This window comes from Chelatococcus sp. KU-N122 (genome assembly GCF_055391085.1).
This window is the reverse complement of the sequence record NZ_AP043981.1, coordinates 7,815,795-7,835,546: the sequence shown is the minus strand read 5'-3', so window position 1 is coordinate 7,835,546 and position 19,752 is coordinate 7,815,795. Positions and strand designations below refer to the sequence as shown.

Sequence of the window (19,752 nt, the reverse complement as noted above, 5' to 3'; positions counted from 1 at the left end):
AGCAGGCAGGACGTCATGAGTGCCTCGTCCGACAAGAAGGGCATCGGTGGCTCGATCCGCCGGCTCGAGGACGAGCGGCTGCTCGCCGGGCGCAGCACCTTCATCGCCGACATTGCGCCGGCGGGCGTGTGGGAGGTGGCCTTCCTGCGCAGCCCGGTCGCTCACGCCCACATCGTCGGCGTCGAGAAGCCCGAAGGCCTGCACGACCGCGTGTTCCTCTACGACGAGCTGGGCGACATCCTGCCCATTCGCGCCGACAGCCAGGCGCCCAAGTTCCGCCGCTCCGACTATCCGGCCATCGCCAGGGACAAGGTCCGCTTCGTCGGCGAGCCGGTGGCCATCTGCATCGGCCGCAGCCGCAGCGAGGCCGAGGACGTCGCCCAGCAGGTGTTCGTCGAGTACGACGAGCTCAAGCCCGTCACCGACCTCTCCCAGTCGAGCGATCCGTCCTTCCCGCCGATCCATCCCGGCTGGAACGAGAACGTCTTCCTGGAGAGCGAGATCGACACCGGCGACATCGCCGCCGCCCGGGCTCAGGCTGCCGTCACCATCACCCGGCGCTACCGCATGAACCGGCAGGCGATCGTTTCGCTCGAGGGGCGGGGCGTCGTCACCTACCGGGACGAGCGCACCGGCGAGCTGGTCGTCTACAGCTCGACGCAGTTCCCGCACGTCATCCGCACTGCGCTCGCCCATTGCCTCGGCATGAAGGAGCGCGAGCTCAGGGTGGTGGCGCCCGAGGTCGGCGGCAGCTTCGGCGTCAAGAACAACCTGAACCCGGAGGAGCTGGCGCTCGCGGCCCTGACGCGCCGGACCGGGATGGCGCTGCGCTGGATCGAGGACCGCCGCGAGCACCTGATCGCCTCCGCCCACGCCCGCGAGCACCAGTACGAGGTGACCGTCCATGCCGACCGCGAGGGCCGCGTGCTCGGCCTGGAGGCGACTATCGAGGTCGACGTCGGCGCCTATTCGGTCTGGCCGTGGACCGCACCGATGGAGGCGGGCATGGCCGTCGGCTTCCTGCCGGGCCCCTACGCGATTCACAATTATCGGGCCGTGGCGCGCACCTGCGCCAGCAACAAGTCGCCTCTCGGTCCCTATCGCGGTGTGGGCCGGCCCGGCGCCTGCTTCGCCATCGAGCGCACCATGGAGGAGCTCGCCGCCCATCTGCGGCTGGACCCGATCGAGATCCGGGCTCGCAACTACGTCCGTCCCGACCAGTTCCCCTGGCGATCGGCCGGCGGCAAGACCTATGACAGCGGCACCTACGAGGCGAGCGCCCGGTCCGCCGCGGCGCTGATCCGCCCGGAGCGCGTCGCGGCTCTGCGGGAGCGCTACGCGGGCAGCGATCTCGCGATCGGCGTGGGCTACGCCACCTACCTGGAGCAGACGGCGCACGGCACGGCCGAGTGGGTGCAGCGCGGCCTGCCGGTGGTCTTCGGTTACGAGCAGGCCGCCGTGCAGATGACGCCCGACGGCATGCTGATCATCGACGTGCCGATCCAGAACCACGGCCAGGGGCTGGAGACGACGCTGGCCCAGGTCGCCCATGAGGAGATCGGCATCGATCCGGCCCAGGTGGTCGTGCGCCACGGCGACACCAGCCAGGCGCCCTACGGCATGGGCACCTTCGCCTCCCGCTCCATGGTCATGTCGGGGGGCGCCGTCGGCCGCGCCTGCGAGCAGCTCGGCGTCAAGCTCAAGCGCATCGGCGCCCACCTGCTGCAGGTCGCCGGCGAGGACGTGCAGCTTGCGGACGGCCATGTCTGCACCGCCGGCGGGGCGCGCGTCTCGCTGCACGAGATCGCCGTCGCGGCGTTCCTGCGGCCCGAGCGGCTGCCGGACGATGTCGAGCCCGGACTGTCGCTGGTCGCCTCCTACCGCACGTCGAAGGATACCGGCGCCTGGTCCTACGGCACGCACGCCGCGCTCGTCGCCGTGGACACGGGCACGGGGGTGGTGTCACTCGTCGACTACGCCATCGCCCACGATTGCGGGACCATCGTCAATTACATGATCGTCGACGGCCAGATGATGGGCGGGCTGGCCCAGGGCATCGGCACGGCGCTCTACGAGGAGATGCCCTACAGCCCCGAGGGGCAGCCGCTCGCCTCCACGTTCATGGACTATATCGTGCCCGGCGCGACGGAGATCCCGCCGACGCGCATCGAGCACCTGTCGACGCCGTCGCCGATCACCCGCTACGGCATCAAGGGCATGGGCGAGGGTGGCGCCATCGCGCCGCCGGCCGCCATCTGCAATGCGGTGAACGACGCGCTGCGGCCGCTCGGGGTCGCCGTCAACGAGACACCGATGACGCCGGACCGCGTCATCCGCGCCCTGATGCAGGCGGGCGAGGCAGGAGGGCGCGCATGAAGCCGTCGTCCTTCACCTACGTGAGCCCGACCAGCGTCGCCGACGTGGTGGCGCAGCTGGTCGACGGCGGCATGGACGCCAAGGTGATCGCCGGCGGCCAGTCGCTGATGCCGATGCTCAATCTGCGCATCGTGGCGGCCGACCGCCTGATCGGCCTCGGCCGGATCGAAGCCCTGCGCGCCGTCTCCGAAAGCGCCGGCGAGGTGCGCCTCGGCGCCTGCATCACCCACGAGGAGATCCAGCACGGCCGCGTTCCCGACCCGTCCAACGGCTTGATGCCGGCCGTCGCCGCGCGCATCGCCTACCAGGCCGTGCGCAATCGCGGCACCATCGGCGGCAGCCTGGCGCTGGCCGATCCGTCCGCCGACTGGGTGACGACCATGGCGGCGCTGGGCGCCACCATCGAGTGGGAGGGGCCGGCCGGGCCGCAGAGCTGCGGCGCCGACGCCTTCGTCTCCGCGGCCTACATGACGCGGCTCGATTTCGCCGACCTGCTCACCGCCATCCGCATTCCGCGCCTGCATGCCGAGGCGCGCTGGGGCACCTACAAGCTGTGCCGCAAGACCGGCGAGTTCGCCCACGCCATGGCCATGGTGATCCGCTCGCCGGGCCGGACGCGCGCCTTCCTCGGCGCCACCCACGGCGCGCCCATCCGCCTGCCGGCCGTGGAGGGCGTGCTCGCCGGGCTCGGCACCTGGGAGGCGTCCCACGCGCGGGTGCTGGGCGATGCGTTCGACGCCGATATCGCCGCCAGTGGTCGCGAGTTGACGGACACCCATGCCTGGCAATCGCGCACCTGCCTGGTGCGCGCCACGCAGAGGAGCTTCGGCATCGAGCCGGCGGGAGTCGAGGGCGCGTGATGCAGACGGTCGAACTCACCATCAACGGCAAGGCCGTCAGCGCCACCATCGAGGCGCGCACCACGCTGGCCGATTTCCTGCGCCAGAACGCTGACGCCCGCTCCGTGCATCTGGGATGCGAGCACGGCGTGTGCGGCGCCTGCACCATCGTCATCGACGGCAAGATCGCCCGCTCGTGCATCGCGCTGGCCGTGGCGCTGGAGGGGACCGAGATCTGGACCCTGGAGGGGCTCATCGCCGATCCGGCCATCCGCCAGCTCAAGCAGAGCTTTCACGAGTGCCACGGCCTGCAGTGCGGCTACTGCACGCCCGGGATGCTCATCACGGCCCGGGACATCATCGCCCGGCACGGCCGGCTCGACGAGCGGGCCCTGCGCGAGGCACTCGCCGGCAACATCTGCCGCTGCACCGGCTACGCCGGCATCGTCAAGGCCATCCGCCATGCCGCCGAACACCTGAGCGACCGACAAGAAGAGGCGGCTGCCTGAACGGCCGCATGCGCGTCAGCACGACGCTCCGTCAACAGTCGAACGAGGGGACAAGATGCGCAGAACCACGATGTTGATACTGGCCGCCGGCACCGCGCTCATGGCCGCCGCACCCGCCTGGTCGCAGGAGGTCATCCGCTTCGGCGCGCCGCTCGCCCTCACCGGGCCGCTCGCCGACGCCGGCCACAAGTCCAAGCAAGGGTACGATATTTGCGTCGATGCCCTGAACGCCAAGGGCGGCGTCGACGTCGGCGGCAAGAAGATGAAAGTCGAGCTGGTCGAATACGACTACCAGAGCGAGACCAACCGCGCCGTGCAGATCGTCCAGCGCCTGGTCAACGTGGACAAGGTACCGTTCCTGTTCTCGCCCTACGGTTCCGGCGACACCAAGGCGACGGCGGCGGTGGCTGAACGCTACGGCGTGCCGATGGTGGCGGCGGCGGCCGCGACCAAGAGCATCTTCGACCAGAATTTCAAGAACCTGTTCGGCGTGCTCTTCCCGAACGACATGATCACGGAAGCCGAGGTGGCCTACTATAAGAAGCATGCGCCCGACGTGAAGACCGTCGCCGTGCTGGCCCTGAACAGCCTGTTTCCCAAGGGCATCGCCGGCGAGCTCGTCACCAGCGCCAAGAAGGCCGGCCTGGACGTCGTCTACAACAGCATCTACTCGCCCGACACGACGGATTTCTCCAATGTCCTCACGCAGATCAAGGCGCTCAAGCCGGATTGGATCTATGTGACCGGATATACGCAGGATCTGATCCTCGTCCGCCGGCAGATGAACGACCTCGGGCTCGCGGCGAAGATCGTCACCATGACGGCCGGCCCCTCCTATCCCGAATACAAGGATAACCTGAAGGGGCTCGCCGAGAACATCACCACCAATTCATGGTGGCACCAGAACGCCGACTACAAGGACGCCTTCCTGTTCGGCTCGTCGCTCAAGTACAATGAAATGTTCAACCAGAAATACAAGCGCGACGCGACTTATCTGGAAGCCGCGGCGACAGTGTCGTGCGAGGTTCTGGCCATCGCCATCGAGGAGGCCAAGTCGCTCGCCCCCGACGCGGTGCGCAAGGTGCTGCACGAGAAGACATTCGACACCTTCTACGGCCCGATCCACTTCGGCGCGCTCGGCCAGAACGACGTCAACGCCGCCCTGGTCATGCAGATCCAGAACGACAAGCTGCTGGTGCTCGCGCCCGAGAAGCTGAAGCAGGGCGACCTCGCCCTCGGCGTGCCGAAGACGTGAGCGGGCGGTCCGAGATGCCACTGCGCGGCGCAACGGAACTGGAGCGAGCGCCATGATCGGCCAGTACATCGTCAACGGCATCCTGATGGGCGGGCTCTACGCCTGCCTGGCGGTCGGGTTCTCCCTGGTGTGGGGCGTGCTCAACGTCGTGAACATGCTGCATGGCTCGATGGTGGTGCTCGGCGCCTACATCTGCATCGTCTGTGTGCAGCAGCTGGGGTGGCCGCTCTATGCGGTCATTCCGCTCGCCTGCGCGGTCATGTTCGTCTTCGGCTACGCCGTCCAGCGGGGGCTGATCAACCGCGTGGTGGGGCAGCCGATCCTGATGACGCTGACGCTGACGTTCGGCCTGGAGCTGATCGTCAACAACGTTATCATCCAGGTCTTCACCGCCACGCCCCGTTCGCTCATCACCGACCTGGGCGCGGTCGAGTTCCTGGGTGCGCGCATTCCCACGGTGCGCATCGGCGGCATGCTGATGGCGGGGCTGCTGACGCTGCTGCTGTTCTGGCTGCTGCGCCATTCCAAGATGGGCCGTGCCATCGTCGCCGTGCGCATGGATCGCCATGCCGCCGCGCTGATGGGCATCCGCATCCCGCAGATCTATGCCGTCACCTTCGGCATCGGCGCGCTGATGGCGGGCGCCGCCGGCTGCGCCATCGCCCTGGTATACCCGGTGACGCCGATGATGAGCGGCGTCTTCCTGGGCAAAGCCTTTGTGATCTGCGTGCTGGGCGGCCTGGGCAGCGTCGCCGGCGCCATCATCGGCGGCCTGGTGCTCGGCATCGTCGAAGGCATCGGCACGCTGTCGCTCGGCCCGCAATGGGCGAACTCGGTGGGCTTCCTGCTGATGATGGCCGTGATCATCCTGCTGCCCAGCGGCCTGGCCGGGAAGAGGGGCTACGAATGATCGTCGATCGCGCAGCGCTCCTCAAGCTCGTCGTCGGGCTCGCCATCTTTGCCGCCGGCGCCCTGATGGCGCTGCAGCTCGACAACTACCAGCTCCAGGTCGGCACCTCGCTCGCCATGCTGTGCGTGCTCTGCTGGGCCTGGAACCTGGTCGGCGGCTACATGGGCTACCCGTCCCTCGCCACCATCGCCTTCTTCGGCATCGGCGCCTACGTCGACGCGGTGGCCCAGACGCAGGGACTGTCGATCTACTTGGCCTGGCTTTGTGCTGCGCTGGGCGGCGGCGTCATGGCCCTCCTCGTCGGCGTGCCGCTGCTGCGCCTCAAGGGCCATTACTTCGCCATCGGCACCATCGCGATGGTCGAAGTCTGCCGGGAGATCGCCAACAACTGGGAGGCGGTGACCGGTGGCGCGGTCGGGCTGAACCTGCCGCTGCTGCCGGGGAGCCCCGAGCTCGTCGGACGCTTCTTCTTCCTGGCGATGGTCGGGCTGGCGCTGATCGCCTTCCTGGTGACCTTCGTCGTCGACCGCAGCCGGCTCGGCTTCGGCCTGCGCTGCATCCGGCAGAACGAGCAGGCCGCGATCATGGTCGGCGTCAACGTGCTCGGCTACAAGGTGCTGGCCTTCGTGATCTCCGGCATGCTCTGTGCCGCGGCAGGCAGTATCTACGCCTCGATGGTGGCCTTCATCGAGCCCAAGGACGCCTTCAACCTGATCATGACCATCGAGATCCCGGTGATGGTGATGCTGGGCGGCCTGGGCACGCTTTTCGGCCCGCTGGTCGGTGGCGTCTTCTACGTGCTGCTGAAGGAGTTCGTCTGGGCGAACTTCATCAACTGGCACAGTGGACTTCTGGGCATCATCATCGTGGCGGTCATCTACTTCCTGCCCGCCGGCATCTTCGGTACCCGATGGTCGAAGCTGTTGAAGCTGCCGGCTCGACAGGGACGGCGCAGCGAGAGCGCGGGGCAGGCGGTATGAACAGCGACACGCCCATCATGGAGCTCCGCAACGTCTCGCGCGTGTTCGGCGGCATTCGCGCCGTCGACGACGTCAGCCTGACGTTCCGTACGGGCGAGATCGTGGGTCTGATCGGCCCGAACGGCGCCGGTAAGACCACGCTGGTCAATCTCATCTCCGGCTTCCTGCCGGTGAGCAGCGGACGCATCACCTACCAGGGGGAGCCCCTGACCGGGAGGAAGCCGCACCTGATCGCCCGCAGCGGCATCGCCCGCACGTTCCAGATCGTGCAGCCGTTCGTGCAGATGACGGTGCTGGAGAATGTCATGGCCGGCGCCGTCTACGCCGGCCGGCTGAGCATGCGCGAGGCCGAGGGCAAGGCGCGCGAATGCCTCGACTTCACCGGCCTGGCACCGTTCGCCGACTTTCCGGCGTCGGAGCTGGCGCTGGCCAACCGCAAGCGGCTGGAGCTCGCCAAGAGCCTGGCCATGAACCCGCGCATCCTCATGCTGGACGAGGTGAACGCCGGACTGAACTCGTCGGAGATCGACCAGGCCGTCGGCATGATCAAGCGCATCGCGGCCCGCGGCATTACCATCATCGTGATCGAGCACCTGATGCGTGTGGTCTCGGCGCTGGCGCCGCGCGTGGTGGTGCTCCATCACGGCGCGGTGGTGGGCGATGGCCCGACGGCCGATGTCCTGGCTGACCCCAAGGTGGTCGAAGCCTACCTGGGCAATCGCTTCGCCGAGCGGTTCAGGGCGAGCGCCTGAGCGACCGCGCAATTCCCGCTTTTCAGACCGGAGTCGTCCAATGGCTTTCACCATGCAGGGGGAGTTTGCGCTGCCCGCCGACCGTCGGACCGTCTGGGACAAGCTCAACGACCCCGAGGTCCTGAAGGCCTGCATCCCCGGTTGCGAGCGCCTGGAGAAGATCGGCGACGACGCTTTCAGCGCGTCGATCAAGATCAAGGTCGGGCCGGTCAGCGCGACGTTCAAAGGCAGCGTCACGCTGTCGGACATCGACCCGCCCAACGGCTACCGGATCTCCGGCCAGGGGGAGGGCGGGGTCGCCGGCTTCGCCAAAGGCGGCGCGCAGGTGAGCCTCAAGGACGCATCCGACGGAGGGCCGGGCTGCGTGCTCGTCTACGCGGTGGACGCCAACGTCGGCGGCCGCATCGCGCAGCTGGGCGGCCGGCTCATCGACGGTGTGGCCAAGAAGACCGCCGACCAGTTCTTCTCCAACTTCGCAGCCGCGGTGGGCGCCGGTCCGGCAGCCTGACCTCGGCGGTCAGAGGCATGTGCTGGAGCATCAGCCGGCGCCCTCCGTCACCAGCCAGTCGATGAAGGCTGCCAGCGACGAGGTCTTGTCCGCGTCGAAAGGAACCAGCGCGACGTAGCCGGTCCTCGGCACCCGGATGTCGGGGAACGGGGCCACGAGGCGCCTGCTCGCCACGTCGTCGGCGAGCACCGGCAGCGGCCCGACGCCGAGCCCGAGGCCGTCCTTCGTCGCCTGCAGCGTGACGAAGAAGTGGTCGAACATACGCCGGCGCTGGGCCGCCATGTGAGACAGGCCGGCGCGGTCGAGCCAGTCGTCCCAATCGCCCGGCCGTGTCTCCGTGGCGAGCAGCACGTGTCCCGCGACGTCTGCCGGCGCTTGCACCGGACGGTGGTCGAACAAGGCCGGGCTCATGATCAGCGTGTCCGCCTCACCGAGGAAAGACACGGCGCGGTGCTGCGGCCACGCCTCCTGCTCCGCCGATCCCCGCCGCACGGCAACGTCGAAGCCGCCGCGCAGCTCGTCGTGCAGCGTCGTCGTGGTGGTGACCGCCACTTCGACCTCAGGCCGCTCGCCGTGGAAGCGCTCCAGGCGCGGGATGAGCCAGCGCATGGCGAACGTCGATGGGGCGCTGACGCGCAGGATGCGGCGCGGGTCCAGGCGTCCGCAGGCCTCGGCGGCCGCGGTCATGCGGTCGAACGACAGGCTGATCTCGGCGGCGAAAGCGCGTGCCGCCGGCGTCGCCGCCATGCGCCGGCCGGCCCGTACGAACAGGCGCTGGCCAAGCCAGCTCTCCAGGGCGGCGATCTGCCGGCTGACGGCTCCGTGGGTGAGGCCGAGCTCCGCACCGGCGGCGGCGTAGCTGCCGGTGCGGGCTGCGACCTCGAAGATGCGAAGGGCATTGAGGGGTGGGAGGCGGCGCATAGGATCCGTGAGGAAATCAGACAGGTTGCGTGACGCAAGCCACTCTATTCGACAAAAACTCACGATCGTAGGGTTCGTCCACAAGGATGGGCCATCGTATGCACAGCACGGACACGGACGCTTCATTGCTGCCGCAGAGCAGGTCGCTCTCGCCGCAGCGACGCAGTCTCACCGGCGCGTGCGTGGCCCATGCGGTCCACGACGGCTACACGGATCAGCTCTACGTGCTGCTGCCGATCTGGCAGGCGGAGTTCGGCCTGTCCTACGCCGGCCTCGCCGTCGTCCGCGCCCTGTATTTCGGCACCATGGGCGGGCTGCAGGTTCCGGCCGACCGGATAGCCCGCCGGCTCGGCGCCCGCACGGCTTTGGCGCTGGCGACGTTCGTCGCGGCCGCCGGATACCTGGTGGTGGCGCTGCCGGCCGGCTTCGCGGGCTTGTGCGTGGGACTGGTCCTGGCCGGCGTCGGCTCGAGCGTCCAGCACCCGCGGGCATCGCTGCTGGTGACGCAGGCATACGGGGACGCCGCGCGAGCGCCGCTGGGGGTCTACAATTTCGCCGGCGATCTCGGCAAGGCCGTCTTTCCTGCCACGGCGGCGCTGCTCGTGACTTGTGTGGCCTGGAGGTCGGTCGTCGGTCTCATGGCCGGCGTGGGACTGGCGGTCGCCGTCGTCCTGCTGGCCCTCGTGCCGCAGCAGCCCCGCATGGCGCCGCCGGAGCAGGCGCAGGTGTCCGGCGGCCCGGGCGGCGGCGCGGGATTCGGCTTGCTCTTCGCCATCGGCGCGCTCGATACGGCGGTGCGCATGGGCTACCTGCTGTTCCTGCCGTTCCTGCTCCAGGCGCGCGGCGGCGCGGAGGCGACCGTCGGGCTGGGCCTGGCCCTGCTCTTCATCGGCGGAGCGCTCGGCAAGGCGGCCTGCGGCTGGCTCGGGCAGCGTCTGGGTGTCGTGTGGACGGTGATCACCACGGAAGCCGTCACCGCGCTGCTGATCATCGTTACCCTGGCGCTGCCGCTGGCGCCGCTGCTCGTCGTTCTGCCGCTGCTCGGCATTGCGCTGAACGGTACGTCGTCGGTGCTCTACGGGACGGTTCCCGAGTTGGCGCCGAAGGGCGACGTCGGCCGCGGCTTCGCGCTGTTCTACACGGGCGTCATCGGCGCCGGCGGGCTGGCGCCGATCGCCTACGGCGTCATTGCCGATCATGCGAGCCAGGCTCTCGGCGTCGTGGCGTCGGCCCTCACGGCCGTCGCCATCGTCCCCCTCGTCCTGGCGCTACGGCCGATGCTGAGGACGTGAGCGCTCGGACGGTCAGGCCGTGGCCTTGGTCCGGGTGTCGGCCGCGGGCTCTGCGGTCGCCTGCTCGAGCGTCCTGCGCTCCATGGCGTAGCGGACGAGAGCGGCGAAGCGGTAGAGCCCGTGGACGAACTTGCCGTAGGGCATGGTGACGAAGAAGCCGAAGACGAAGCCCAGGTGCACGGCGAGCATGGTGCCCATCGCCGGCGTCGCCCGCAGCACCAGCAGCGCCAGCCCGGTCAGCGAAGTGAAGAACAGCATGGCGAGGAACGCCACATCCATGCCGGCCTTCGATGCGTCGGCCAGCATCGGATCGCGGCGCCATTTGGCGTGCAGCAGGCCCGCCGGGCCGACGAGGAGACCGAGGCCGCCGAGCGTGCCCAGGACGACCGGCAGGTCCCACCACGGATAGGGCGCGGGGCGCCCGAGCAGGTAGGCGTAGAGCGTCGCGACGCTGGTGGCGGCGAAGCACAGCAGGAAGCCGTAGAAGGTGAAGTGGTGGTAGAGGCGCCGCCGGTCGCGCGGGCGCTCGTCCTCGTTCATGCAGCCGACGCCGCCGCCGTCGAGATAGCGCAGCCGGCCGGCATCCTTCATGGCCTGCCACAGCGAGAGGCCGTCCGGCAGGGCGGTGCCGCTTGCTGCCATATCCCGCCAGAAGGCGCGCAGGCCCATGGCCAGGGCGATGATGGCGTAGAGAAAGGCCGCGCCGAAGATGGCGACCATCATGTCGTGCGGCATGATGCGGTAGAAGGCGCCTTCGCCCACATGGCTGGCGAACATCACGTCCGGCCCCCGGATCGCCATGAAGCCGATCAGGTAGGCGGCGACCGCCAGCACGGCAACCAGTGCGATGGCCAGGCCGTTCCTGGCGAAGGCCCCGGCGAAGACGGACGGCCAGACGTATCGTGCGTAGGATTGCGTCCGCACCTGCGCCAGCGTCCTGGGTACGTTGACGTTGAAGGCGTGCGGCGGCGAGAACTGGCAGTCGTAGTAACAGGCGCCGCAGCTGTGGCAGAGGTTGGCGAGGTAGTTCAGGTCGCCGTCGTGGAACGCCCGCCGCATCTCCATGGCGGGGAAGACGGCGCACAGGCCCTCGCAATAGCGGCAGGAGTTGCAGATCGTCATCAGCCGCTCTGCCTCGCGAAGCGCTTCGGTCTGCAGGGCCATCGAAGATTCCTTCATCGGTTTGCGTTGCATGCGTCTGCGTGCAGACGTATGCAGCGATCGACACGGAGCGCCGATCGTTGCCGGGGGAGGGTGAGGTGGTTCAGGACAGGCCGGTCGACATGCCCGCCAGCGGCGGCGAGGCGGCGTGGCCATCGGCGCCCGACGACGCGCTCTCGCGCGCCGAGTGGGCGTATCGATCCCTGCGCGAGGGTATCCGGCTCGGCCATTGGCGCCGCGGCGAGCGGCTGCGGGAGGAGACGGTGGCCAAGGCGCTCGGCGTCAGCCGGACGCCGGTGCGCGAGGCGTTGTTGCGGCTGCAGGCAAGCGGCCTGCTCGAGGTGACGGCCGCCGGCCTCGTCGTGGCGACCATCAGCCGGCCGCAGACGCTCGAGCTCTACGCCATGCGCGAGATCCTGGAGGGGTCGGCGGCGCGCTTTGCCGCGCAGCACGCGTCGCCGAGCGAGATCGCCAGCCTCAGGCAGCTGGGCGCCACGTTCGCCGGCGCCGTGGGCGATCCCGGCCGCCTTGCGGCGGTCAACCGGCAGTTCCATGGCGCCGTACAGGACGCCGCCCACAACCGCTACCTGGTGCGCACCCTCGAGGAGCTGAACGATTCGCTGGCCTTGCTGCCAGGCACGACGTTCCAGCTGCCCGAGCGCGTCGCCGCGGCCATCACCGAGCACCAGGGCATCATCGCGGCGATCGAGAGCCGGGACCCGGATGCGGCCGAGCAGGCGGCGCGCACCCACATCCGCCGCGCCCAGCAGGCGCGCCTGGAGCTGATGCAACGCTTCGGCTGAGGCGCTCCGCCATGCCATCTCAGTTGCGCATGGAGGCTGCAGCGCCTTCGCCGGCGGTCTTGCCGAACACGCTGCCGATGGTCATGCCGATGCCGGCCGCATAGCCGCGCCCGAGCACGTTGCCGGCCATGATCTCGCCGGCGGCGAACATGTTGGCCGCCGGCCGGCCGTCGGTCATGATCATGCGGGCGTCGCGGTTCACGCGCACCCCGAGGTAGGTGAAGGTGATCCCGGGCCGCACCGGATAGGCGTAGAAGGGGGCCGTGTCGATGGCCCGCGCCCAATGGGTCTTCGGCGGCGTCAGTCCGGCGGTGCGGCAATCGTCCAGCACCGTGTGGTCGAAGCTGCCGCCGGGCACGATGGCGCCGTTGAAGCTCTGCACCGTTTCGGTGAGCTTCGCCGGATCGAGCCCCAGCTTTGCCGCTAGCTCGCCGACGCTGTCGGCGGCGATCGGCGGGTAGAGCGACGGCATGAACGAGGTCAGCGATTTGGCGTCGAAGACGATGTAGGCGATCTGGTCGGGCTGGGCGGCGACGAGACGCCCCCAGATGGCGTAGCGCTTGGGCCAGAAGTCCTCGCCCTCGTCGTAGAAGCGCTCGGCATTGCCGTTGACGACGATGCCGAACACGACGCAGTCGAGGCGGGTGATGATGCCGCCGTCGTACTTGGGGGCGCGCGCATCGATCGCCACCGCATGGCACTGGGTCGGGTCGCCCACCTCCTGCACGCCGCGCCCGAGCAGCAGGCGCAGCATCGTACCGCGGTTGTAGGGCGTGCCGCGGATCAGGAAGTTCTCGGCGACTTCACCCCAGTATTGCTTGAGCCACGCGATGTTGGCCTCGAAGCCGCCCGCCGCCGCGACCAGAGCCTTGGCGCGAACCTCGCGAGCGCTGCCGTCGGCCTTCTTCACCTGCGCGGCCAGGAACATGCCGTCCTCGATCTGGAGATCGATCACCTCGGCGTCGTAGGCCACCTCCACCCCGAGATTCTCTGCCGTCAGGTAGAGGGCGTTGAGCATCGAGCGGCCGCCGCCGAGGAAGAACGAGTTCGTCCGCCCGAGGCTGAGCGTGCCGCCGAGCGACGGCTGGAAGCGCACGCCCTGCTCGGTGATCCAGCTCAGCATGTCCTTGGACCGCGCGATCATGAAGCGCGCCAGTTCCTCGTCGGTCTGACCCTGGGTGACCCGCTGCAGGTCGTCCCAGAACTCGTCTTCCGTGTAGGGGCCGGTGAGATGGGCGGTGGCGCTGTCGTGGGCGCAGCGCATGTTGCGCGTGTGGCGGGTATTGCCGCCGCGGTAGAAGCGCGGCGCAGCCTCCAGCACGAGGACCGAGGCGCCGGCGCGGCGCGCACTGATCGCCGCGCACAGGGCCGCGTTGCCGCCGCCGACGACCAGGACATCCCAGTGGCGCTCGGCCTTCGTCATCGTTCACCCTCTGCATCACATGCGAACGCATGCAGTTGTATACAGAGACAGCGCCGAAGTCACCAGGCCATTTCGCCGGCAGGGTCGGCCCGCTGCGCACGGGAGGCTGGACCGAGGCTCGCCGCGATGCCCGTCGGCTAGCAGTACGGTCCGCCATCCCGCGGGAGAGGTCAGGTGCGGCCGGCGGTCTGGCGCTGCAGCGCCTCGCCGAGCACGACGAGGGAGATGCCGAGCAGGGCGACGTCCTTGATGATGAACTGTCCCAAGGCGTTGAGCCACGGGAAGCCGCCTGATTCGGCGTCCCAGATCGGCAACGCCAGAAGGATGGACAGCGTCACGGCGAACGTGCCGGCGCCGAGCGCGCCCGCCGCGATGCCGGCGAGCGGCCAGCGCAGCGAAGCGACGAACAGCGCCGCCGTCGCGACCTCGACCACGCCGAGGAGATACGACGCGCCAGCCGCGCCAAGGAGCGCCGGCAGCCACGCGAGCCACGGCGTGCCGCTCAGCAGCGGCTCGACGCCGTCGATCTCGCTCTGCGTAAACTTCGAGATGCCGATGAGGAAGAGGGGCAGGCAGACGCCGGCGAGCGCTATGCCGCGGCCGACGCGGCGGGCCAGGCGCCCCAGGGTCGCGATCGCGGCATCGGCTGCCATGCGTCACCCCCCATGTCTGCCCGGCCCATGGCGCCCGGCGTCCGGAGGGGCGCCTGGGCCTTTACGATTCCAGATGCTCGGTGCGCACGATCTCGATGCCGAAGCCGGCGAGGCCGACGAAGGCGCGTGGCGTCGACGACAGATGGACGATCGAGGAAACGCCGAGGTCCCTGAGGATCTGGGCGCCGAGGCCGACCTCGCGCCACAGCTGGGAGCGCACCGCTTCCGAGTTCGAGCCGCCTTCGCTCGGCACGGCGATCGGAACGCCGGCCGTGCCGTCGCGCAGATAGACCAGCACGCCACGGCCCTCGCGGGAGAAGCGCTTCAAGGCGCGGTGCACGACGGATGGGCCGAGGACATCGGTGACCACGTGGGCGCGGTGCAGGCGCGCCGGCACTTCCGTGCCGTCGCCGATGTTGCCCATGACGAACGCGAAGTGCTGCACCGGGTCGAACGAGGTCATGTAAGCGTGGCCGACCATCGGGCCCCACTCGGTGTCGACATGGAAGGTGTTGACGCGCTCCACCAGCTTCTCGCGCGCCTGGCGGTAGGCGATGAGGTCGGCGACCGATATGCGCTTCAGCTGGTGCTTCTCGGCAAAGGCTTCGATCTGCGGGCCCTTCATGACGGTGCCGTCGTCATTGGCCAATTCGCAGATGACGCCGACCGGGGGCAGGTTGGCGAGCTTGCACAGGTCGACCGCCGCCTCGGTGTGGCCGGAGCGCATCAGCACGCCGCCGTCGCGGGCAATCAGCGGGAAGACGTGGCCGGGGCGGACGAAGTCGGCCGGCCCCATGTTGTTGTTGGCGAGCGCCCGCACCGTGGAGGCGCGCTGCTCGGCGGAGATGCCCGTGGTGAGCCCGTGCTTGACGTCGACGGTGATGGTGAAGGCGGTGCCGAGCGGGGCGTCGTTGGCCGCCACCATCGGATCGAGCCGGAGCCGGCGCGCTTCTTCCAGGCTCAGCGGCGCGCAGACGATGCCGCAGGTGTTGCGGATGATGAAGGCCATCTTCTCCTGGGTGCACAGGGAGGCGGCGCAGACGAGATCGCCCTCGTTCTCGCGATCGTCGTCATCGGTGACGATGACGATCTCGCCGCGGCCGATGGCTTCGATGGCTTCGGTCACCGTGTGGGACATATGAGATCCAATCCCGATGGACAGCGCGCGTGTGCTCGACATGATGTTCCTGTTCAGCTTTTGCCTGTTTCAGTTCTTGCCTGTTTCAATTCATGGCATCGGCGTTCTGGAACGTCATGGCCAGGTTCGAATAGCGCCAGTTTGGCCCCTATGGCGGAGATAATGATCGGCGAGGACGCAGGCAACCATAGCTTCGCCGACCGGGACGGCGCGCAGCCCCACGCAGGGATCATGGCGGCCCTTGGTCAGGATGTCGGTCTCGTGGCCCTGGCGGTCGACCGTGAGTCGCGGCGTCAGGATCGACGACGTCGGCTTCACGGCAAAGCGGGCGACGATGGCCTGGCCGGTGGAGAGGCCGCCCAGGATGCCGCCGGCGTGGTTGGAGAGGAACAGCGCCTGGCCGTCGTTGCCGCGGCGGAGCTCGTCGGCGTTCTCCTCGCCGCGCAGGGCAGCAGAGGCGAAACCGTCGCCGATCTCGACCCCCTTGACGGCGTTGATGCTCATCAGCGCGGCGGCGATGTCGGCGTCGAGCTTGCCGTAGATCGGCGCGCCGAGGCCCGGGGGCGTGCCCTCGGCGACCACCTCGACCACGGCGCCGATGGACGAGCCGGCCTTGCGGATGCCGTCGAGATAGTCCTCGAGCATCGGCACCATGGCCGCGTCCGGGCAGAACAGGGGATTGCGGCCCACCTCGTCCCAGTCCCACCGGTCGCGGTCGACCGTATGCGGCCCGATCTGCACCACGGCGCCGCGCACGGTCAGGCCCGGCACCACCTTGCGGGCAATGGCGCCGGCCGCCACCCGCATCGCCGTCTCGCGCGCCGAGGCGCGACCGCCGCCGCGGTAGTCGCGCACTCCGTACTTCAGGTCGTAGGTGAAGTCGGCGTGGCCCGGCCGGTACTTGTCCTTGATATCGCCGTAGTCCTTGGAGCGCTGGTCGGTGTTCTCGATGAGGAGCCCGATCGGCGTGCCGGTGGTCACCTGCTGGCCGCTCGCCTCGTCGACGAAGACGCCGGAGAGGATCCTCACCTCGTCCGCCTCGCGCCGCTGGGTGGTGAAGCGCGACTGGCCGGGCTTGCGGCGATCGAGGTCGCGCTGGATCTCCGCCGCTTCGAGCGGAATCAGCGGCGGGCAGCCGTCGACGACGCAGCCGATGGCCGGCCCGTGGCTTTCGCCGAAGGTGGTGACGCGGAAGAGGTGACCGAACGTATTGTGCGACATGACGAGCCTTTAGCCGGTGCATTACGCACTGCCGCCGCCCGGGTCAAACCGGCCGGGCCATGCGCTCGAAGGTCTCGACGGCGGCGAGCAGCTGGCTGCGCAGCCAGACGTTGGCCGGATCGTCGTCCGTCCTCGCGTGCCAGTAGAGATGCATGCCCGAGCTCGCGGTATCGAGCGGGAAGGGCAGGATCTGGTTGTCGGTCCCGGCGTTCAGAACGGTGGCATACTGCTCCGTCAGCGTGAGCAGGTAGTCGGTGGCGGCCACCATGCGGCAGGCGGCGAAGAAGTTGCGGGTCCGCACCTTGATCCGTCGTTCGCGGCCCGCGCCGTGCAGCGCGTAGTCTTCCAGCCCCAGCCCCTTGCGCCGGGCGCTCACCAGGATGTGGCCCTGGGCCAGATAGGCCTCGAGGTCGAGGTCGGGCCCCACCGCGGGATGGCCGCGCCGGGCAACGACGGCGAAGCGGCGCACGGTGAGTGCCGCGCTGCGCAAGTCGCCCGAGACCGGGCGCCAGATGTCGACCACCGCATCGACCGAGCCGGTCGCCAGCTCGGACTTCATCTGGGCGCGATCGACCTTGACCATGGCGATGTCGACCGCCGGCGCCAGTTGCGCGAGCTGCGCCAGGAAGATCGGCATGGCCGTCGCCTCGAACGGCTCGGGCAGGCCCAGGACGAACGTGGTCGCCACCGTCGACGGATCGAAAGCGGTGCTGGAGGCAAAGGTCGTCTCCAGTCGTTCCAGCGCCGCGCGCACCGAATCGATCATCTGCCGGGCGCGCTGGGTCGGCACCATGGCCTGGCCCCGGCGCACAAACAGCGGGTCGTCGAACATCTCCCGCAGCCGTGTCAGCGCGTGGCTGATCGCCGGCTGCGACAGGTTGAGCCGCCGGCTGGCAGGCGTCACCCCGCCTTCGGTGAAGATCGCATCGAAGATGACGAACAGGTTGAGATCGACGCGCGACAGATGCACAGGATGCATGACCTTCGATGCGGACAAAGCATTTGCGCCGTTATAATCACGCCGCTAGCGTCCAGCAAGAACGATAGTAGATCCGGCCAATTCGAGCGTAAACCGGCGGAAGATCGAAGTATATCATGGAGGAAAACATGTCCCTCGACCGTCGGCGGCTGTTCGCCGTCGCGCTCCTCGGCGGCCTCGCCTCGACCCCGTCCGGCGCGTCGCAGGCGGCCGAGCCGGGCGTCTCCGCAGGCGAGATCGTCGTCGGCCAGACCATGCCCTACAGCGGCCCCGCGTCGGCCTACGGCACCGAGGGCAAGACCCAGGCCGCCTACTTCGACATGATCAACGAGCAGGGCGGCGTCAACGGGCGCAAAATCCGCCTGATTTCGCTCGACGACGCCTACAGCCCGCCCAAGACGATGGAACAGGTGCGCCGCCTGGTGGAGAGCGACCAGGCGTTCGTGCTGTTCAGCCCGCTCGGCACCGCCTCGAACATGGCGATCCGCAAATATCTCAACGCGCAGAAGGTGCCGCAGGTGTTCGTCAACAGCGGCCTCGGCACCTTCGGCGATCCCAAGGCGTATCCGTGGACCATCGGCTGGCAGCCGACCTACGAGGCGGAGGGCAAGATCTTCGGCAAATACATTCTCGACAACGCCCCCGATGCCCGCATCGGCGTGCTCTATCAGAACGACGATTTCGGCAAGGCCTATCTCGCCGGGCTCAAGCTGGCGCTCGGCGACAGATACGGGACCATGGTGGTGCGCGAGGAGCCCTATGCCGTCTCCGATCCGACGGTCGATTCCCAGATCGTCAACCTCAACGCCGCCGGTGCCGACACCTTCGTCAACGCCGCGACCCCCAAGTTCGCCGCCCAGGCCATCCGCAAGGCGGGCAGCATCGGCTGGAAGCCGCTGCAGGTCGTCAGCTACGTCTCGGCCTCGATCCCGACCGTGATCCGGCCAGCGGGCGCGGACAACGCGGTCGGCGTCATCACCACCCAGTTCTTTGCCGACCCGGCCGACCCGCACAATGCTGAATCGCCGGGCGCCAAAGAGTACTTCGCCTTCATGGACAAGTATTATCCGTCGGGCAACAAGCTGGAGACGATCAACGTCTTCGCCTACATGATGGCGCAGACCTTCGTGCAGCTCCTGAAGCAGTGCGGCGACGAGCTGACGCGGGAGAACGTCATGCGCCAGGCTGCCAACCTGGACCTCACCCTGCCCATGCTGCTTGACGGCGTGCGCATCAAGACCAGCCCGACCAACTTCCATCCGATCCAGACGCTTCGCCTGGGCAAGTTCGACGGTGAGCGCTTCGTCGTCTTCGGCAAGGCCATCGATGCCGGGTTGTAGGGCAGGGGCGTTCTGGGGAAGGGCATTGCGAGGAGAGCAGCCCAGATCGCGTCGGGATTGCCCGGCGCGCACGGAGCGATGACATTCGCCGGGCGGCAAGCCGCTCTTCATGCCCCCCGGCGGTTCGGGCGTCGCCGGGCAGTTGTGCTGCGGCTGGCGGCCCCGACGAGCCGGCGACCATCGTGGAGGGACGACGTCTTCGCCGCAGACGAACTCTTGGTTGCGCGCGGTCAGCGCCCACGGATCTCGATGCCCCCGGTCGCGTACGGGTTGTTGGCGCTGTCGCGCGAGTAGGGGCTGCCATAGCGGCCGTAGGGATTGTTGATGCTGTCGGGCGAATGGGGGCTGCCGTAGCGCCCATTGGGATTGGCGACGGAGTACGGATCGTACCGGTTCTTATTCAGGTGCCCGAGGAACTTGCCTTCCCTGCTGTAGAGGCTGGGCGAGTCACCGGCCTGGGCGGCGGAGGCCATCACCAGCAGGACGATAGATACGCAGGCAGGCCGCATCGCGGATCCTCCTCTCGGCCCAGGGTAGGGTTAGCCGGGTCGCTGATTTCGCTCAATCAGAGATTGGTGCCGCTGATTTTTCAATCTGTAATTGAATAAAAATGGCCGGGCTCAAGCCCGGCCATGATGCTCGTATCGGGTGACCGCCGCCGGTGGCCGAGCTCGCGCCCGGCTCCGTCGGAT

Annotated in this window: 19 protein-coding genes; 11 read left to right on the top strand and 8 right to left on the bottom strand. The window is 68.6% G+C overall.

Translation table 11 applies throughout. The annotated features are described in order from the left end of the window. Positions 1-15 precede the first annotated feature (15 nt). Genes ACZ5PO_RS35360 through ACZ5PO_RS35325 form a run of 8 tightly spaced genes read left to right on the top strand, consistent with a single transcriptional unit; the run spans position 16 to position 8,129 of the window. Positions 16-2,376 (top strand): xanthine dehydrogenase family protein molybdopterin-binding subunit, encoded by a 2,361-nt coding sequence (locus ACZ5PO_RS35360; protein ID WP_464187408.1) that lies wholly within the window; start codon positions 16-18, stop codon positions 2,374-2,376. Beyond that, the gene (locus tag ACZ5PO_RS35355) at positions 2,373-3,236 is read left to right on the top strand and encodes an FAD binding domain-containing protein (RefSeq protein ID WP_464187407.1); all 864 of its coding nucleotides are present in this window, start codon (positions 2,373-2,375) and stop codon (positions 3,234-3,236) included. The genes ACZ5PO_RS35360 and ACZ5PO_RS35355 overlap by 4 nt, the downstream gene beginning before the upstream one ends. Further along, positions 3,236-3,724 carry a (2Fe-2S)-binding protein gene (locus ACZ5PO_RS35350; protein ID WP_464187406.1) on the top strand — a complete coding sequence of 163 codons (489 nt, stop codon included), beginning with the start codon at positions 3,236-3,238 and terminating at the stop codon, positions 3,722-3,724. Before ACZ5PO_RS35355 ends, ACZ5PO_RS35350 begins: the two co-directional genes overlap by 1 nt. 55 nt (positions 3,725-3,779) lie before the next feature. Beyond that, positions 3,780-4,979 carry an amino acid ABC transporter substrate-binding protein gene (locus tag ACZ5PO_RS35345; RefSeq protein WP_464187405.1) on the top strand — a complete coding sequence of 400 codons (1,200 nt, stop codon included), beginning with the start codon at positions 3,780-3,782 and terminating at the stop codon, positions 4,977-4,979. Between the two features lie 52 nt (positions 4,980-5,031). After that, the gene (locus ACZ5PO_RS35340; protein ID WP_464187404.1) at positions 5,032-5,889 is read left to right on the top strand and encodes a branched-chain amino acid ABC transporter permease; all 858 of its coding nucleotides are present in this window, start codon (positions 5,032-5,034) and stop codon (positions 5,887-5,889) included. Further along, positions 5,886-6,869, top strand: coding sequence for a branched-chain amino acid ABC transporter permease (locus ACZ5PO_RS35335; protein ID WP_464187403.1), 984 nt, complete (start codon positions 5,886-5,888; stop codon positions 6,867-6,869). The genes ACZ5PO_RS35340 and ACZ5PO_RS35335 overlap by 4 nt, the downstream gene beginning before the upstream one ends. Continuing rightward, the gene (locus tag ACZ5PO_RS35330; RefSeq protein ID WP_464187402.1) at positions 6,866-7,621 is read left to right on the top strand and encodes an ABC transporter ATP-binding protein; all 756 of its coding nucleotides are present in this window, start codon (positions 6,866-6,868) and stop codon (positions 7,619-7,621) included. The genes ACZ5PO_RS35335 and ACZ5PO_RS35330 overlap by 4 nt, the downstream gene beginning before the upstream one ends. A 40-nt stretch (positions 7,622-7,661) precedes the next feature. Further along, positions 7,662-8,129, top strand: coding sequence for a CoxG family protein (locus tag ACZ5PO_RS35325; RefSeq protein WP_464187401.1), 468 nt, complete (start codon positions 7,662-7,664; stop codon positions 8,127-8,129). 30 nt (positions 8,130-8,159) lie between these two features. Here the strand turns inward: ACZ5PO_RS35325 and ACZ5PO_RS35320 are convergent, their stop codons facing one another. Beyond that, positions 8,160-9,050, bottom strand: coding sequence for a LysR substrate-binding domain-containing protein (locus tag ACZ5PO_RS35320; protein ID WP_464187400.1), 891 nt, complete (start codon positions 9,048-9,050; stop codon positions 8,160-8,162). 98 nt (positions 9,051-9,148) lie between these two features. Here ACZ5PO_RS35320 and ACZ5PO_RS35315 point away from each other — a divergent pair, with 98 nt between their 5' ends. Beyond that, on the top strand, positions 9,149-10,342 hold the full coding sequence (locus ACZ5PO_RS35315) for an MFS transporter (protein WP_464187399.1): 1,194 nt from the start codon (positions 9,149-9,151) through the stop codon (positions 10,340-10,342). 12 nt (positions 10,343-10,354) lie between these two features. On the opposite strand, the gene tcuB is transcribed toward ACZ5PO_RS35315, so the two are convergent. Then, positions 10,355-11,506: a tricarballylate utilization 4Fe-4S protein TcuB gene (tcuB, locus tag ACZ5PO_RS35310; protein ID WP_464187398.1), complete on the bottom strand. Its 1,152-nt coding sequence runs from the start codon at positions 11,504-11,506 to the stop codon at positions 10,355-10,357. Positions 11,507-11,601: 95 nt separating this feature from the next. Between tcuB and ACZ5PO_RS35305 the strand changes: the two genes are divergently transcribed. Beyond that, complete coding sequence (locus ACZ5PO_RS35305) at positions 11,602-12,306, top strand: GntR family transcriptional regulator (protein ID WP_464187396.1); 705 nt, start codon at positions 11,602-11,604, stop codon at positions 12,304-12,306. 19 nt (positions 12,307-12,325) lie between these two features. Here ACZ5PO_RS35305 and tcuA read toward each other — a convergent pair whose 3' ends face one another. From tcuA to ACZ5PO_RS35280, 5 genes are all read right to left on the bottom strand, one after another. Continuing rightward, positions 12,326-13,729, bottom strand: coding sequence for an FAD-dependent tricarballylate dehydrogenase TcuA (tcuA, locus tag ACZ5PO_RS35300; protein WP_464187395.1), 1,404 nt, complete (start codon positions 13,727-13,729; stop codon positions 12,326-12,328). A 170-nt stretch (positions 13,730-13,899) separates the two neighbouring features. Then, a complete protein-coding gene (locus tag ACZ5PO_RS35295) occupies positions 13,900-14,382 on the bottom strand; it encodes a DUF417 family protein (protein WP_464187394.1) in 483 nt (160 codons plus the stop codon). 61 nt (positions 14,383-14,443) lie between these two features. Continuing rightward, the gene (gene ribB / locus ACZ5PO_RS35290; protein WP_464187393.1) at positions 14,444-15,520 is read right to left on the bottom strand and encodes a 3,4-dihydroxy-2-butanone-4-phosphate synthase; all 1,077 of its coding nucleotides are present in this window, start codon (positions 15,518-15,520) and stop codon (positions 14,444-14,446) included. Positions 15,521-15,634: 114 nt separating this feature from the next. Then, positions 15,635-16,741, bottom strand: coding sequence for a chorismate synthase (gene aroC / locus ACZ5PO_RS35285; RefSeq protein ID WP_464187392.1), 1,107 nt, complete (start codon positions 16,739-16,741; stop codon positions 15,635-15,637). Between the two features lie 43 nt (positions 16,742-16,784). After that, positions 16,785-17,720: a LysR family transcriptional regulator gene (locus ACZ5PO_RS35280; RefSeq protein ID WP_464187391.1), complete on the bottom strand. Its 936-nt coding sequence runs from the start codon at positions 17,718-17,720 to the stop codon at positions 16,785-16,787. A 128-nt stretch (positions 17,721-17,848) separates the two neighbouring features. Here ACZ5PO_RS35280 and ACZ5PO_RS35275 point away from each other — a divergent pair, with 128 nt between their 5' ends. Further along, positions 17,849-19,060, top strand: a complete 1,212-nt coding sequence (locus ACZ5PO_RS35275; RefSeq protein WP_464187390.1) for an ABC transporter substrate-binding protein — start codon at positions 17,849-17,851, stop codon at positions 19,058-19,060. A 230-nt stretch (positions 19,061-19,290) separates the two neighbouring features. On the opposite strand, the gene ACZ5PO_RS35270 is transcribed toward ACZ5PO_RS35275, so the two are convergent. Next, entirely contained in the window at positions 19,291-19,569 is a 279-nt protein-coding gene (locus ACZ5PO_RS35270; RefSeq protein WP_464187388.1) for a hypothetical protein, read from the bottom strand. Between the last annotated feature and the right edge of the window lie 183 nt (positions 19,570-19,752).

Coding starts and splice junctions, on each gene's coding strand:
- ACZ5PO_RS35315 (WP_464187399.1), top strand. CDS start 9,149: ATGCACAGCACGGACACGGACGCTTCATTGCTGCCGCAGAGCAGGTCG.
- ribB (WP_464187393.1), bottom strand. CDS start 15,520: ATGTCCCACACGGTGACCGAAGCCATCGAAGCCATCGGCCGCGGCGAG.
- ACZ5PO_RS35270 (WP_464187388.1), bottom strand. CDS start 19,569: ATGCGGCCTGCCTGCGTATCTATCGTCCTGCTGGTGATGGCCTCCGCC.
- tcuA (WP_464187395.1), bottom strand. CDS start 13,729: ATGACGAAGGCCGAGCGCCACTGGGATGTCCTGGTCGTCGGCGGCGGC.
- ACZ5PO_RS35330 (WP_464187402.1), top strand. CDS start 6,866: ATGAACAGCGACACGCCCATCATGGAGCTCCGCAACGTCTCGCGCGTG.
- ACZ5PO_RS35280 (WP_464187391.1), bottom strand. CDS start 17,720: ATGCATCCTGTGCATCTGTCGCGCGTCGATCTCAACCTGTTCGTCATC.
- ACZ5PO_RS35350 (WP_464187406.1), top strand. CDS start 3,236: ATGCAGACGGTCGAACTCACCATCAACGGCAAGGCCGTCAGCGCCACC.
- aroC (WP_464187392.1), bottom strand. CDS start 16,741: ATGTCGCACAATACGTTCGGTCACCTCTTCCGCGTCACCACCTTCGGC.
- ACZ5PO_RS35325 (WP_464187401.1), top strand. CDS start 7,662: ATGGCTTTCACCATGCAGGGGGAGTTTGCGCTGCCCGCCGACCGTCGG.
- ACZ5PO_RS35320 (WP_464187400.1), bottom strand. CDS start 9,050: ATGCGCCGCCTCCCACCCCTCAATGCCCTTCGCATCTTCGAGGTCGCA.
- tcuB (WP_464187398.1), bottom strand. CDS start 11,506: ATGGCCCTGCAGACCGAAGCGCTTCGCGAGGCAGAGCGGCTGATGACG.
- ACZ5PO_RS35335 (WP_464187403.1), top strand. CDS start 5,886: ATGATCGTCGATCGCGCAGCGCTCCTCAAGCTCGTCGTCGGGCTCGCC.
- ACZ5PO_RS35355 (WP_464187407.1), top strand. CDS start 2,373: ATGAAGCCGTCGTCCTTCACCTACGTGAGCCCGACCAGCGTCGCCGAC.
- ACZ5PO_RS35345 (WP_464187405.1), top strand. CDS start 3,780: ATGCGCAGAACCACGATGTTGATACTGGCCGCCGGCACCGCGCTCATG.
- ACZ5PO_RS35275 (WP_464187390.1), top strand. CDS start 17,849: ATGTCCCTCGACCGTCGGCGGCTGTTCGCCGTCGCGCTCCTCGGCGGC.
- ACZ5PO_RS35295 (WP_464187394.1), bottom strand. CDS start 14,382: ATGGCAGCCGATGCCGCGATCGCGACCCTGGGGCGCCTGGCCCGCCGC.
- ACZ5PO_RS35340 (WP_464187404.1), top strand. CDS start 5,032: ATGATCGGCCAGTACATCGTCAACGGCATCCTGATGGGCGGGCTCTAC.
- ACZ5PO_RS35360 (WP_464187408.1), top strand. CDS start 16: ATGAGTGCCTCGTCCGACAAGAAGGGCATCGGTGGCTCGATCCGCCGG.